Genomic DNA, 14,781 nt, shown 5'->3' on the forward strand with positions numbered 1-14,781 from the left:
ATTTCTCTTTGGCCATCTTGCTTTCCTGTTACGGGAAACATTCCCGACAACTGTGCCCCGGGAGCATCGCCGCGCCCGTCCCCGACATGGTTTTCCGGCCGGGGGCTGCGACGCGCGCTTCCCTAGCAAATTCCGGGTGTGGTTTGCAAAATCAAACTTGCGCGCACATGCAGCCGATGCGCTTTCTTTTCAAGATCCGACAGCCATGAATCTTCACAGGAACGCCCCCAGGAGGCGCGGCGTTCGCGGAAAAGACGCTTCCATTCAGATTGCGTCAGGTCGCGGAACTGGCGCCACGGGACCGGCGCGCGCGAGCAAAGTTATGGCAAAGTTATGGCAAGGTATCGGGAAAGAATGCCAGGAAGCTGGAGCGGGTGAAGGGAATCGAACCCTCGTATTCAGCTTGGAAGGCTGCTGCTCTACCATTGAGCTACACCCGCGCCGGCGCCGAATATACGTGCATCAACCCCGGCCTGCCGGGATTATGCCCTGAATATCTGCTGGCGCAAGAAACTATTCCGGAGCCGATGGTGGAGGGAGTTGGATTTGAACCAACGTAGGCATAGCCAACGGATTTACAGTCCGTCCCCTTTAACCACTCGGGCATCCCTCCTCATCGTCCGGAATGTCCGCAGGGCGCTTGCCAGCGCCCCGGGTGCGCCGCCATCTGGCGAACCGCCGTGGCAACGTGGCGCTCTTATGCGGAGAGCAGCCGACGCTGTCAACGCCCCCCGCCCAGCAAATTGTCAGGACATGTGGATTACCTCACGGCGCCTGGCCCGCATTCATGCGCCGCGCCGGTCGACAACCGGCGGCGAAGCGTGCAGAACAGCCGCGCAAACCATTCTTTCAGCCGTCCTGCACACCCGTCATGCGGCGGCCAGCGCCATCGCACTGTGCAAGGCGCGCTGAAAGACGCGCTCTGGAAAACGACCATGCCCTCCAACAGGCCGCCTCCCCATCGTCGCAACCCGGGCTCCAAGGGCCCTGGACGCAGGCCCGGTCACGCCCAGCGCGAGGCGGCGCGGGCCGAATGGAAGGCGAACCGGCCCGAGCACGCGGAGGACACGGTGGTGCTGTATGGCTGGCGGCCGGTGGCGGAGGCCATCGCCAACAGCGGCCGTTCGTTTCTGCGCCTGCTGGTCACGGAGAACGCGCAGCGCCGCCTTCAGGAAGCCGGCCTGACGCCGGCCATAACCGCCGAGATCGTCCGCCCGGAGCAGATCGACCGGCTGGTGGGGCCAGACGCGGTGCACCAGGGCCTTTACGCGGAAGTCGAGCCGCTCGACGGGCCCACGCTCGAATCGATGCCGCAGGATGGCGTTTTTCTCGTGCTGGACCAGATCACCGACCCGCATAACGTCGGCGCCATTGTCCGGACCGCGGCGGCGTTTGGCGTCAGCGCCATCATCACCACGGCGCGTCACAGCCCCGCCGCCACGGGCGTGCTGGCCAAATCGGCCTCCGGGGGGCTGGAATACGTGCCGATCGTCACCGTGCGCAACCTGGCGGGCGCCCTGCAAACCATGGGCGAGCGCGGCGTGATGTGCATCGGTCTCGATTCAGAGGGCGAAACGGTTCTTGAAGACGCGCCCATGCGCCGCCCGCTCGCCCTCGTGCTTGGCGCGGAAGGCAAAGGCCTGCGCCAGCTGACGCGCCAGCGTTGCCAGGTGCTGGCGCGCCTCGACATGCCGGGGCGCATCAAGAGCCTGAATGTCTCGAACGCAGCGGCCATCTCGCTGTACGCCGTGGCCCGGGCCTGCCCTCCCGCCACGGAATGACGCAGCTTAAATCAGCGGATCGGAACAAACTGCTGTCCGGCAGATGGCGACGATTGTCTTTACGACATGTCGCCGTGGTTACCTCACCCATATGACGCGGGATGTCCGGCGCTGAAAGCGCGGCGCTTGCTTTGGGTTGGCGCAAACAACATCCCGGACGCGGACAATCATTATTAGACTTAGTATCTATATACTTATTACTGAGCGACACCGCGTCACACGGAATCTAGCCTTTCCCCAGCGACCACGACTGGCTGCCCCTGGAATCATGGTGCCAGACATGACCTGAACCAGGCGGAGCCAGCCCGAGACCTGCCCCCGGGGGGCAGGCGCGTCAGCATCAGCGACGACGTTCAGGGAGGCTGGAATGACAATGCAGGCAGGCGTATCCGGGGGCGTGGCCGCGCCGCGCCCCATGACCCGGGAGGAGAAGAAGGTTGTCTTCGCCTCCTCGCTTGGCACAGTTTTCGAATGGTACGATTTTTATCTGTACGGATCGCTCGCAGCGATCATTGGCGCGCAGTTCTTCAGCGCCTACCCACCCGCCACCCGTGATATTTTCGCCCTGCTCGCCTTCGCGGCAGGCTTTCTTGTGAGACCTTTCGGCGCCCTTGTGTTTGGTCGCATCGGCGACCTGGTTGGCCGCAAATATACCTTCCTCATCACCATTTTGATCATGGGCCTGTCGACCTTCATCGTCGGCATCCTGCCCAACGCGGCCACCATCGGCATCCTGGCTCCCATCATCCTCATCACCCTGCGCCTGCTGCAGGGGCTTGCCCTTGGCGGCGAGTATGGAGGCGCCGCCACCTATGTGGCCGAGCATGCGCCCCAGGGCCGGCGCGGCTTCTACACGTCCTGGATCCAGACAACGGCGACCCTCGGGCTGTTCCTGTCGCTGGTGGTCATCCTGTTCACCCGCACCATCGTCGGCGAACAGGCTTTCGCGGACTGGGGCTGGCGCGTTCCGTTCCTGGTGTCGATCGTCCTGCTCGGCGTCTCGGTCTGGATCCGCACCCAGCTGGACGAGTCGCCGGCGTTCAAGCGCATGAAGGAAGAAGGCACCCGCTCCAAGGCGCCGCTTTCCGAAGCCTTCGGCCAGTGGAAGAACCTGAAGTTCGTCCTGATCGCCCTGTTCGGCCTCGTCGCCGGTCAGGGCGTGGTCTGGTACACGGGCCAGTTCTACGCGCTGTTCTTCCTGCAATCGATCGTCAAGGTGGACGGTTATACCTCGAACCTGCTGATCGCATGGTCGCTGGTGCTGGGAACAGGCTTCTTCGTCTTCTTCGGCTGGCTGTCGGACAAGATCGGCCGCAAGCCCGTCATCCTCGCCGGCTGTCTGATCGCCGCCATTGTCTACTTCCCGGTGTTCAAGCAGATCACCACCCTGGCCAACCCGGCGCTGGAGCGGGCCATCGAGAATGTCAAGGTGACCGTGACGGCCGATCCGGCCCAGTGCGGAAACCTGTTCAACCCGGTCGGAACCCGCATCTTCACGGCGCCATGCGATCTGGCCCGCGACTTCCTCGCCAAATCGTCGGTGCGTTACTCCACCCAGCCGGCGCCGGCCGGAACGCCGGTTTCGGTGCAGGTGAATAACGTCAGCGTGCCATGGGACCAGAACTTCAAGACCGCCATGTCAACGGCGCTCCAGAACGCCGGCTATCCGCTGGCTGCCGCCCAGGCCGGCGTGGTCAAGATGGCGCACCCGTTTGACATCTTCCGCCCGCAGGTGGCTGGGGTGATCGGACTGCTGTTCATCCTGGTCCTGCTGGTGACGATGGTTTACGGACCGATTGCCGCCGCGCTGGTGGAGCTGTTCCCCACCCGCATCCGCTACACCTCGATGTCCCTGCCATACCATATCGGCAACGGCTGGTTCGGCGGCCTGCTCCCGGCAACCGCCTTCGCCATGGTGGCGCAGACCGGCGATATCTACTACGGCCTCTGGTATCCAATCGTCATTGCGGTCGCCACCTTCATCATCGGCCTGCTGTGCGTGCCCGAAACAAAGGACCGCGACATCGAAACCTTCGAGATAAAATAGGCGCAGTCCCCATGGTTCCGGCCGGAGGGTTCCGGCCGGAACCACGGACCCGAAACGCGCATGACCAGAAAAAAGAGGCGGGGAGCAATCTCCGCCTCTGTCGATTCCGGCGGCGGATCAGAAGCCCGCTCCCGGCCTTCGCGGACGCTACCTGTCGTAACAGATCGTCACGATGCGCCTTACCCAGCGTCCACGTTCGATAACGCGACGCGGGGCGCGATAGCAGCCTCCATCGTCGTATGTGGTTGTGTAGGCCGGGTAAGCGGTCGCCGCGGCGCCCAGAGCCAGGCCCGCCGCCAGCGGATAGCCGTAGCCGCCGCCGCTCCAGTAGTACGGCCCGCCGCCCCAGTACGCCGGCCGGTAAGCGTACGGGTGAAGGTAAGCCGGACGGTAGCCCCAGCCCGGACGATAACCCCAACCAGGGCGATAGGCTGGCCCTGGGTGGAAGTACGGCCTCGGGCCGCCCCACCCCGGCCTCATGCCGGCTGGTCCAAAGCCGCCCCCGCCAAAACGCGGCCCTGGTGCGAAGCGTGGCCCTGGACCGAAGCGTGGCCCACCGAAATGCGGACCTCCGAAATGCGGCCCGCCGCCATGGCGAAATCCCTGGGCCTCAACCTGAACCGGCATGCAGGTCAGAAGGCCAGCCAACACGGTCGCGGGCAAAAACCATGGACGCATCGACAACCACGGACGCATCGACGTCAAAGCAGGCGTAGACATCGTCAAACCTCCCAAAGCAGAGATAACGATCAAACCATCCTGATCCATAACGAATACTTCAGCACGACTATGTCAAAAAATAGTCAATAAAAAATCCCGGCGAAATCGCGCCGGGATCTTCAATATGCACAACAATTATCTGGATCGGGGATACAACATACCCGCCAGGGTCAGCGCCAGCGCAACAGCAGGGAGCCAGCCCTGCGACAGCCAATCAGTCGCAAACCTCGACCGGACGACGACGCCAGCCGAGTCCCTCAACCCAAACGCGGCGCGAGGTCATGTAACATTCCGGGCCCTCATCATAGACGACCGGCGGAGGTGGAGGCGGCGGCGCGGCAAATGCACCCGCAGCGGCTGCGCCCGCCAGCGCGCCGATCGCCAGCCCGCCAACCACGCCAGCCGCCGGCGGCGGGCCATAGCAACCAGGGCCGCTGCACCAGGCGGATGCTCCAGAGGTCATCGCCATCAGGGCGCCGCCCGCGCCGAACATCGCCACCGCCGCCAGGACAGCAGCCCTGGAGGCGCCCGCCAGCCTTGTCCTCGCCTGCCTTGCCGGCGTCGACCGGCCCTTGCATTGCTCCACCATCCAGAAACTCCTTACCCGGCGCCCCTCTCTGGGCTTTGCGCGATTCAGCACCCGAATTCTGGAGATACCATGGCGTTGCAAACGCCGCCTCTCCCGGAGGCCCGCTCACGCCCCCCGGACAACACCCTTGCCGGGAGCCCGCAATCATGGGGCGGACCCCATGCTGACAGCCACTTTTCCGGTGGAGCAGTTCCTCTGGGGCGCGGCGCCCCAGGCGACAGGCGCACCCTGCGGCCGCACACATTCCCGTGAACCCAGCCTGTGGACGCCGCCAGCAGCCACGGCATGGGCCCGCCGGCCTGCCTGAAGCATAACCTTATGATTTGCCCCGGCTTCCTGGTTGGCCCTGGGGAGCCCGCGCTAATGCAACGGCCAGACCCAGAGGATGAGCGGCGCGCCCACCAGCACGACCAGCAGGGACAACGGCGCGCCAAGCCGGGCATAGTCCGTGAATTTGTAACCACCTGGCCCAAACACCAGCGTATTGCACTGGTGGCCGATCGGCGTGAGAAAATCGCAACCGGCGCCTATGGCCGTGGCGATCAGGAACGCTTCTGGCCGGTAACCGAGATCCTTCGCGAATACCGCCGCAATCGGCGCCATCACCATGACCGTGGCCGCGTTGTTAAGGAACGGCGTCACCGCCATGGCCACCACCATGATCAGCACCACCGCGCCCCACCCCGGCAAGGCGGCGGCCACAGCGGCCAGATGCGTGGCGATGATCTGCGAGGCGCCCGTGGCGCGCAGGGAATCGCTGACAGGGATCAGCGCCGCCAGCATGACCAGTATTGGCCACTCAACGGAATCGTATGCATCGCGCAGGGTCAGGGCGCCGCTGATAACAATCAGGCCGGCGGCGGCGAAAAAGGCGATGGCGACCGGAACGGCCCCCGTCGCGGTGGCGATCATTGCCGCGGCCAGGATGACCAGGGGCATCCAGCCAGCGCGGGCGCTGCCCAGGCGCAGGGCGCGATCCGCCAGGGGCAGCAGCCCGAGATGGCGCAGCTTTTCCGGCAGGATGCTGCGAGGGCCCTGCAACACGATCACGTCGCCCGCTTGCAGCGTCGTGGCCCCAAGCTGACGCGGCAGCCGCTCGCCCGAACGGGAAATGGCGATGATATTGACCCCGTGCCGCTGTTGCAGACGCAGCCGCTCCGCCGTCTGGCCGATGAGGGAGGAACTGGCGTTGACCACCACCTCCACCACCGCCACCTCATCGCTTTCCGCTCCCTTCGGCGCCTCGCGGTCCTGGCCCGCCAGGGTGAGCCGGTCGAGGGCGATGGCGCGCTCCAGGGCATCAGGCTCGCCGGTCAGGATCAGCGTATCGCCCTTGCGCAACACCGTGAACGGCGAGGCGGAGCTGCGCAGCCGGCCGCGCACCACCGACACGATGGTGACCTCGCCCTGATGACGGGCGGCGAAATCCTGCGCCATCCCGTCAATCGCCGGCGATCCCTCGCCGATCGACGCCTCGGTGCAATACCCCCGGACATCGAGTGCGTCGCTCAAATCCGGCGGCGCCCGCCGGTCCGGGGGCAGCAGCCGGTAGCCAAACGCCAGGAACGCCAGCCCCGCGAGGAGCAGGCCAAAGCCGGTCGGAAAGTAATCGAACATGCTGAACGGCTTGCCGGTCATCTCCTCGCGCACGCGGCTGACGATGATATTGGGCGATGTGCCAACCAGCGTTGTCAGGCCGCCAAGCAACGAGGCAAAAGCCATCGGCATCAGGAACACCGACGGACTGACCTTGCTCTTGCGCGCCATCTGGAAAGCCGCCGGCATCATCATGGCCAGGGCGCCGACGTTTTTCACCAGGCCGGAAGCAATCCCGACGGTCACTGTCAGCGCCAGCGATTGCGTGCGCACCCGCGTGAGCCGCGAGGCGGTCAGCGACAAAGCCAGTTCAATGATCCCCGAGCGTTGCACGCCGGCGGATATCACCAGCGCCGAGGCGACAATGATGACGATATCGTCGGAGAACCCCTTGAACGCATCCGCCGGCGCAACAATGCCCAGGGCGACGGCCGCGATCAACGCGATGCACGCAGTGACGTCGTAACGGAACCGCCCCCAGACGAACATCGCCATCATCGCGATCAACGTTACGACGGAAAGGATTTGCGGCGCAGTCACATGGGCATCCCGATCAGGCGCGCGGCCTGGAAGCGACCGCGTTTCTGTCTCGATACAGTGGAATGGCCGCCGGCTTCATGGAAGTCACCGGCGACCAAATTCCCCGTGATGCGGGAAACCCTCATCGCTCGGAAAGCAGGCGCGCCCTGCCCCATGCAGGCGACGAAAAAGGCCGGGCAATCGCCCGGCCTCATCATTCTGGCGCTTCTCTGGAAGCGCTGACCCGGCTTTCAGGCGGCAGCGCGCGTGATCAGGCGGGTTGGGCAAGCCCCCGGCCGGACGGCGGGATTTTGCCCTTGGCGCCTCTGGCGGGGCGCAACCCCGCCAGAGAGCGTTCTCAGTGAGCCGGCTTGCTGGCGGCGCCCAGCACGCCGCCAAAGCGCTCCCAGCCCTCGCCCTTGAAGCGGACCATCTGCATCTGCTTGACCGGCGCGTGGTCGCCCGGCGCCGTGTTGATAACGATGCCTGGCAGGAAGCCCTTGATGCTCACGTCCTTCAGGTTGCTGGCCTGCTTCATGATGTTCTCGCGGGTCAGGTTGTCGCCCGCCGCTTCCAGCACCTTGTGCATGGCCTGGGAGACGACATAGCCGTACATGTGGCCGCTGTTGCCCATGTCGGCGCCTGGCATGTACTTCTCCATGAACGCCCGCCACGCCTTCATGTCCGGGTTGTCATTCCAGCTCGGATCGTCCGGCGACATCATGTAGGACGAGGTGATCACGCCCTGGGAGTTTTCGAGGCCGGCCGGGCGCATCACCATGGCCGCCGAGGCGCTGGCGGTTGCGACAATGTGCAGGGGCTTCCAGTTCAGCGCCGCCATCTTGCGGATGCTCTGGGCCGCGAATTTCGGCGTGGAGAAACTCAGCACCGTATCGGCGCCTGAAGCCTGCATGCGCAGGATTTGCGAATCCACCGTCGGCTCGGAAATGTCGTACGGCACTTCGGCGACGACGAATTTCTTGTAATCGGGACCCAGCGCTTCCTTCACGCCTTCCAGGTAGTCCTTGCCGAAGTCATCATTCTGGTAAAGGATCGCCACCTTGGCGTTGGGACGCTCCTTGCGGATGAAGTCCACGTAAACGTGGGCCTCGTCACGCGTATTGGGCTGGAAGCCCATGGTCCAGGGGTAGTTCTTCGGGTCGTTGAACTTCGACGCGCCCGTGGCCAGGAACAGCTGCGGAACCTTTTTGGCGTTCAGATAGCGCTGGATGGCGCTGTTGGCCGGGCTGCCAAAAGTGTTGAAGATCGCCAGAACCTCGTCGTTCTCGACCAGCTTGCGGGTCTGCTCCACGGCCTTGGGCGGGCTGTAGGCGTCATCGTAGCTGATGAACTTCACCTTGCGGCCGTTAATGCCGCCCTGCTCGTTGACCATCTTGAAATAGGCGGCCTCGGTGGCGCCCATGATGCCATAGGACGAGGCGGGGCCGCTGTATGGATAGGTATTGCCAATCCTGATTTCAGTATCGCTGGCGCCGGCGTCATATTTTTTCTCTGACGCAAGGGCGGGAACGGACGCAACTACAGACACGGCCACCGCGGCCATCAACGCGCGGCGGGAAAGATAATGGGTCGACATGATGTAACATTTACTCCGGAGTGTTCATTGTCGTTGACATTGACCAGAGCGCAGGCCTGACGATCCGCTGGCGCGCGCTCCGGTGAATCTGGAAAATCGGGCGCGATCGCGCTCAGGCGTTGCGCGCCATCAGGCCGCCGTCCACCGGGATCACCACGCCGGTGAGATAGGAGGCTGCTGGCAGACAGAGGCTCAGCGTCACATGCGCCACCTCCTCCGGGCGCCCGTAACGGCGCATGGCGGTGCGGACGCGGGCATACTTCTGCTTGCTCTCATCCGGGATGTCGGCGGTCATGCCGGTTTCGATCGGCCCCGGGCAGATGCAGTTGACCGTGATGCCCTCGCGCCCCAGTTCCACCGCCAGCGAACGGGTCAGCCCGGTGACGCCAGCCTTGGCGGCGGAATAGGCGCTGTGGCCGGCCGTGGCGCCCAGCGCCTCGGTGGAGGCGATGGTGACGATCCGCGCCGCACTGGATTTGCGCAGCCAGGGCAAGGCCGCCCGCACCAGACGCTGCTGGGCGGTGAGCAGCACCGCCAGTCCCTGCGCCCAACGCGCGTCATAGTCCGGCGCATCGATCGGCGCGTAGACAGAGATGCCGGCGTTGGCGATCAGGCAGTCCAGCCCGCCGAAATGCGTCGCCGCCTCATCCACCACCCGCTTCACGGCCTCCGCATCAGCCACGTCGAGGGCAAAGGCGCGTGCGTCGCCGCCATCGGCGCGAATTGCGGCCGCCACCGCCTCGGCGCCGTCGGCGCGAATATCGACCACCGCCACCCGCGCGCCTTCATCCGCGAAGGCGCGGGCCGTCGCGGCGCCCATGCCGCTGGCCGCGCCAGTGACGAAAACAACGCGATTCCGCAACGAGCGGTCGAGCTTCTTGTAGGGCGGCGTCACAGACGAAATCCTTCCGGTTGATCGCAACGCGCCCGCCAGCGGACCGCCATGAATGTCATGGCCGCCAGCGGCAGGCGCGACTGGGCGCGAGCCGGCGCCCGCTGGGGCGGATCCGGCTCGGGGACGATGATTTGCATGGGAAAACGTGGCTGGGGCGGCGCTCACCGGGTCGCAAGGCCCGCGCAAGGCGGCCGCGCGCCCTCACAACTGTTTCCTCCCATATATTTTATCCACTTGGAGAATGCTTTTGACGCCGTCTGCTGTCAAGCGTATGCGGGAACATGTCCAGAAAGCTCACAGACAATGGCGCCGACGCTGCGGAGCGCCTCAGGGCCGTTGCCTTGCGGATGTTCGCGGAGCGGGGCGTCAACGCCGTCACCGTGCGCCAGATCGCCGGAGCCGCCGGCCAGAAGAACCACGCCATCGTCGGCTATTATTTCGGCTCCAAGGATGACCTGGTGCGCGACCTGATCGTCTATGGCGCGCGCATGATTGATGAATTGCGCAATCAGGCTTTTGACGATCTGGAGGCCGCCGGCGGTCCTGACCGAGCGCTGGCCGTCACCCGGGCGCTGGTTCACTCGGCCCTGCCCCCGGCGACGGCGCCCTGGAGCGATTGCTTCAACCGCTTCCTGTCGTCCGTCTCCCTGTCCAATCGCGCCCTGATGATGGAAGCGCTCGATGGACGCTGGAACTCCGGCTATTTGCGCGCCATTGGCCACTTGCGCCGGCTGCTCGCCTGGTTGCCGCCGGTGGTGCTGAGCCAGCGCCTGATTTTCATGGAAGCGTCGCTGGGCGGCATGCTGGTCGCCCGCGAGCGGACGCTGGCTGACCGCTCGCGCCCGCACCCGGTCTGGAATGACGGCGCCACGCTCGATCACATCGCCCGCAGCCTTGCCGCCATGCTGGAAGCGGAGCCATAAGCCCCCTGCGACAAAAGGCAGCCGGACAAAGGGCGCAGCGTCAACGGTTCCCGGCGATTTCGCCACTGGCCCGCGCGGCGGCGCAGGCGCGGACGGCAAGATTCCAATTCAGGCCCGCCTGATTTTGCTCTAGACGCCTCCTGCCGCGCCGATGGGACGTCCCGCACGAAGCTTGCGCCGCTCTCGTGTGACCGCGCGTGGCTCCAAACGCCGGGCGTTTCCCGCCTCCGGCCAAACCAGAACATCCAGGGAGTGCTTGATGCGCCTGACCAAACGTACGTTCATCGCCAGCCTGATGGCCACCACGACCGCCGCCTTCATCATGGCCGGCCCCGCTCATGCCGACAAAAAGTATGGTCCAGGCGCTTCCGATACGGAAATCAAGATCGGCAACTTCGTGCCCTATAGCGGCCCGGTGTCCGCCTACGGCGTGGTCGGCAAGACCATGGACGCCTATTTCAGGATGATCAACGATCAGGGGGGCGTTAACGGTCGCAAGATCAGGTTCATCAGCTACGACGACGCCTACAGCCCGCCCAAAGCGGTGGAACAGGCCCGCAAGCTGATCGAGAGCGATGAAGTGCTCGCCCTGTTCGGCACCCTTGGCACGCCCTCCAACACCGCCATCATGAAATACGTGAACGCGAAAAAGGTCCCGCACCTGTTCCTGTCATCGGGCGGCACGCGTTTCGGTTCAGATCCCAAGGCCCATCCGTGGACCTTGCCGTTCAACCCGTCCTACGAGTCGGAAGGCCGCGTCTACGCCAACCTGATCAAGGAAAAGTATCCGAACGCCAAGGTCGCGGTGCTTGTGCAGAACGACGACTACGGCAAGGACATTTACAAGGGCGTCAAGGATGGCCTGGGCGACAAGGTCTCGATGATCGTCGCCGAGGCTCCCTACGATCTCTCTGACGCCACCGTCGATTCACAGATGGTGAAGCTGAAGGCCTCGGGCGCCGACCTGTTCCTGAACCTGGCGACGCCGAAGTTCGCGGCCCAGTCCACCCGCAAGCTCGGCGAACTGAACTGGCGCCCTGTTCACATCCTCAACAACGTCGCATCCCAGGTCGGAGCCGTGCTGGTTCCGGCTGGCCTTGAAAACGCACAGGGGGCGATCACCGCCACCTTCATCAAGGACCCGAGCGATCCGGCCCTCGCCAACGACGCCGAGGTCAAGCAGTTCAGGGCGTTCATGGCAAAGTACATGCCGGATGGCGACATCAATAACAGCCTGTACGCCATCGGCTATTCCATGGCCGACGCCATGACCCATGTGCTGCGCGAGGCCGGCGACGACCTCACCCGTGAGAACGTCATGAAAAAGGCCCTGAGCCTCAATGGCTTCGCCCCGCGCATGGTCTACAACGGCCTGACAATGAAGACTTCGGAAACCGATCACTTCCCGCTCGAAGAGCTGCAGATCATGGTGTTCAAGGGCGACCGCTGGGTGGCTGAAGGCGGCGTGATCTCCGCTGTGACCGAATCGAAGAAAAAGTAATCAGCCAGCCATCCTGACTGATGACGCAACGGCTCGCGCACCCTGGCGCGGGCCGTTTTTATCTGGAGCCGCTTCTGGCCAGATGAAAACGGCTGGTCGACCGGAGCTGGCCCGGACAAGAAAGGGACATCGCCGGATCAGGCGGCCCCGGCAATGGACCTAAGCCAATTTTGCATAAACATCATCCGAATTTGACTATTGCACAACAAATACTGGTCGTTTCCCGTGACGTCATGCCGGGATTTGACGTCAGGACAGTCCGGCAAGACAACGCCGTGCAATTCAGGCCCCGCGAAGCCGGCAACTATTAATCACATTTCCGTGATAAGCCATGCCATTTGGCACATGCATGATGCCCGACCGCATGCTGATTAGCCCCGTGGGGGGGACCTTTCGGGGTCAGGACATTTCTGCGGGGCGGATTTTCCACGAAAGCAGGAAGAGGCAAGGCTGATCCAGCCCCAAGCCCGGCGACAAGCCCGCCGCCAGCACCCCGGCGCCTGTCCGCAGCGCCGGACAGAGGCCAGGAGGGAAGACAGGGTATGGGATTGATGACGGCAACGACTGACTACGCCATTCACGCAAGGTGGACCCAATCGCACTTCAGCAGGCAGCCAGAGCTTTTTGCCTCCGGGACTAATCGGGTTCAGGCGTATGAAAATCTGACTGCCGTCATCCAGCCAGAGCAACTGCTTCAGGACTGCATCCTGACGTCGCTTCAGTTGCTGGCTCCCCTCGGGCGTTACGCCGGCTTCGGCTCGCTGGAGGCGTGGCGCGACAGCCCGCAGGCCGCGCACACCGGCCTCATCGCCATATGGCTTGCCGAAGATGGGCCTGTCGCCCATGCGGATGTCTCTGGCCATTTGCAGATCGCGCGCGAAACGGCGCCAGACGCGCCGGTGGTCATTGTCGCCGATCTGCCCCGCATCCCCGACGTGGTTCGCATCATGCGCCAGGGCGCGTCGGCGCTGGCGTCGGTGGACACAGGCCTGCGCTCCATCGCGCGCATATTTGATCTCGTGCGCGATGGAGGAACCTATGTCCCGGCTTCGCTTATCGAACAGGCCGGCGCAGTCCATCCTTTGGGCGCGACAAAATCCAGCGCCGTCGCGCTGTTTTCACCCAGACAGCTTGCCGTCGCCAAAGCCCTGAGCCGGGGCGCATCAAACAAGGTCATCGCTTATGAACTCGACATGTGTGAGAGCACCGTCAAAGTTCATATCCGCGCCATCATGAAAAAACTGGCGGCAAAAAATCGAACTCAGGCAGCATACATCATGCAAGGCATGGGGTGAACAAAAGAACGACCCTGTCATGAATACGCGCCATGGACGACAGAATGCCTGACCGTACGATTGATCTGCTGTATGAGGCGTCGCTGTTTCCTGATCGCTGGCCTGAGGCGCTCCATGCCGCCGCGCTACATGTCCGGGCTTCAGCCGCGCTCCTGATCGTGGAACACAAGAACGAACAGCAGTTTTATTGCACCGATGCGATCGCCGGAACGCTGGACCGGGCGCACAACGGGGGATGGCTGCAAACAAGCCGCAATATCCGGCGGGCGCGCTTTCCAAAACAGCGTCAGAACATCTGTTTTTTCAGGGATCTGGACGTGATTGGCCCGGGTGAAATAAAGACCGCGCCGCTTTATGCGGAATTTCTCCATCATGAGGGATGGGGACCAAACGCCGGCGCGCAACTCATCCTTCCCGACCAGCGCGAGGTCCTCATCAGCTTCGAGAACCGTCTCGACATGGGCCCGCTGAACCAGGCCTCCCTCGACAGGCTGAACCAGCTTGCTCCCCATCTTGAACGGGCCTCGCGCCTGTCATCCCGCGTCGGGCTGGCCCGCGCCACGACGCTGGTGACGACCATTGGGCAACTCGGGCTGCCAGCCTGCACGCTGGCCGCGGACGGCTCCGTTCTCGCCGCCAACAACGCGTTCGCCGGGCTGGACCCCTGCGTCTCCACCGGCGCATTCGACAGGCTGACGCTGATTGACGCCGCGGCCCAGAAGCAGATTTACCAGGCGCTGCGGGACAGCAGCATCCCTGGCGCCGCCCCGCGTCCGTTTCCGGTCAAATGCTCCGCCGCCAGCAGGACGATTGTGCTCACCGTGCTGCCCGTGACGGAAAACCTGCGCGATATTTTCACGCGGGCGACCGCCCTGCTGCTGGTGACGCCGGGCGCCCGCAATCTCTCCCAGGCCGCGGAACTCCTCGAAAAGCTCTATGGCCTCACCCCCACCGAGGCGCGGACGGCATGTGAACTTGCCTCCAGCATGTCGATTCCGGAGATTGCCGGCCGCCACGCCATTTCGGTTGGCACTGTGCGCAATCATGTCAAATCGGCCCTGGCAAAAGCGGATGTCCGGCGTCAGGCCGACCTGATCGCCATCATCAATAACCTGTTCCCATTCTGAATCATTGCGCCGGGTTTTCAGCCCCCCTGACGCCGGAGCCCATGCGCCTGGCATAGCCGGAGCCACGCGAAGCCCTGGCCGGGCTGTGGCCCCGCCAATGGCGGGGGCAGCATATGTCACAACCAGCCCCTGGCCGGCGGCCGGCTGATTGACGCTCCCCCTGCCACGCTCCAGAGTGCCGCCAGGCTGGT

Annotated in this window: 11 protein-coding genes and 2 tRNA genes; 6 read left to right on the top strand and 7 right to left on the bottom strand. The window is 64.1% G+C overall.

The features are described from left to right. Positions 1-366: 366 nt before the first annotated feature. Both ACERNI_RS05750 and ACERNI_RS05755 read right to left on the bottom strand, forming a co-directional pair. Positions 367-440 (bottom strand) — tRNA-Gly (locus ACERNI_RS05750). Between the two features lie 88 nt (positions 441-528). Next, positions 529-613 (bottom strand) — tRNA-Tyr (locus ACERNI_RS05755). 322 nt (positions 614-935) lie between these two features. Here ACERNI_RS05755 and rlmB point away from each other — a divergent pair. Together rlmB and ACERNI_RS05765 are read left to right on the top strand one after the other, a co-directional pair. After that, a complete protein-coding gene (rlmB, locus tag ACERNI_RS05760; protein ID WP_448832325.1) occupies positions 936-1,781 on the top strand; it encodes a 23S rRNA (guanosine(2251)-2'-O)-methyltransferase RlmB in 846 nt (281 codons plus the stop codon). Positions 1,782-2,148: 367 nt separating this feature from the next. After that, entirely contained in the window at positions 2,149-3,828 is a 1,680-nt protein-coding gene (locus tag ACERNI_RS05765) for an MFS transporter (RefSeq protein ID WP_448832326.1), read from the top strand. Between the two features lie 147 nt (positions 3,829-3,975). On the opposite strand, the gene ACERNI_RS05770 is transcribed toward ACERNI_RS05765, so the two are convergent. The 5 genes from ACERNI_RS05770 to ACERNI_RS05790 all read right to left on the bottom strand — a co-directional run bounded on the left by ACERNI_RS05770 (position 3,976) and on the right by ACERNI_RS05790 (position 9,744). Beyond that, positions 3,976-4,308, bottom strand: coding sequence for a hypothetical protein (locus ACERNI_RS05770; RefSeq protein ID WP_448832327.1), 333 nt, complete (start codon positions 4,306-4,308; stop codon positions 3,976-3,978). 454 nt (positions 4,309-4,762) lie between these two features. Beyond that, complete coding sequence (locus ACERNI_RS05775; RefSeq protein WP_448832328.1) at positions 4,763-5,137, bottom strand: hypothetical protein; 375 nt, start codon at positions 5,135-5,137, stop codon at positions 4,763-4,765. A gap of 360 nt (positions 5,138-5,497) precedes the next feature. Continuing rightward, the gene (locus ACERNI_RS05780) at positions 5,498-7,273 is read right to left on the bottom strand and encodes an SLC13 family permease (RefSeq protein WP_448832329.1); all 1,776 of its coding nucleotides are present in this window, start codon (positions 7,271-7,273) and stop codon (positions 5,498-5,500) included. Positions 7,274-7,610: 337 nt separating this feature from the next. Next, the gene (locus ACERNI_RS05785; RefSeq protein ID WP_448832330.1) at positions 7,611-8,849 is read right to left on the bottom strand and encodes an ABC transporter substrate-binding protein; all 1,239 of its coding nucleotides are present in this window, start codon (positions 8,847-8,849) and stop codon (positions 7,611-7,613) included. 112 nt (positions 8,850-8,961) lie between these two features. Beyond that, entirely contained in the window at positions 8,962-9,744 is a 783-nt protein-coding gene (locus ACERNI_RS05790; protein ID WP_448832331.1) for an SDR family NAD(P)-dependent oxidoreductase, read from the bottom strand. A gap of 281 nt (positions 9,745-10,025) precedes the next feature. Here ACERNI_RS05790 and ACERNI_RS05795 point away from each other — a divergent pair, with 281 nt between their 5' ends. The 4 genes from ACERNI_RS05795 to ACERNI_RS05810 all read left to right on the top strand — a co-directional run bounded on the left by ACERNI_RS05795 (position 10,026) and on the right by ACERNI_RS05810 (position 14,590). Further along, positions 10,026-10,667: a TetR family transcriptional regulator gene (locus ACERNI_RS05795; RefSeq protein WP_448832332.1), complete on the top strand. Its 642-nt coding sequence runs from the start codon at positions 10,026-10,028 to the stop codon at positions 10,665-10,667. A 259-nt stretch (positions 10,668-10,926) separates the two neighbouring features. After that, positions 10,927-12,168, top strand: a complete 1,242-nt coding sequence (locus tag ACERNI_RS05800) for an ABC transporter substrate-binding protein (RefSeq protein WP_448832333.1) — start codon at positions 10,927-10,929, stop codon at positions 12,166-12,168. 863 nt (positions 12,169-13,031) lie between these two features. Further along, the gene (locus tag ACERNI_RS05805; RefSeq protein ID WP_448832334.1) at positions 13,032-13,463 is read left to right on the top strand and encodes a LuxR C-terminal-related transcriptional regulator; all 432 of its coding nucleotides are present in this window, start codon (positions 13,032-13,034) and stop codon (positions 13,461-13,463) included. 44 nt (positions 13,464-13,507) lie between these two features. Further along, positions 13,508-14,590, top strand: coding sequence for a helix-turn-helix transcriptional regulator (locus tag ACERNI_RS05810; RefSeq protein ID WP_448832335.1), 1,083 nt, complete (start codon positions 13,508-13,510; stop codon positions 14,588-14,590). Positions 14,591-14,781 lie beyond the last annotated feature (191 nt).

Source organism: Camelimonas sp. ID_303_24, assembly GCF_053543495.1.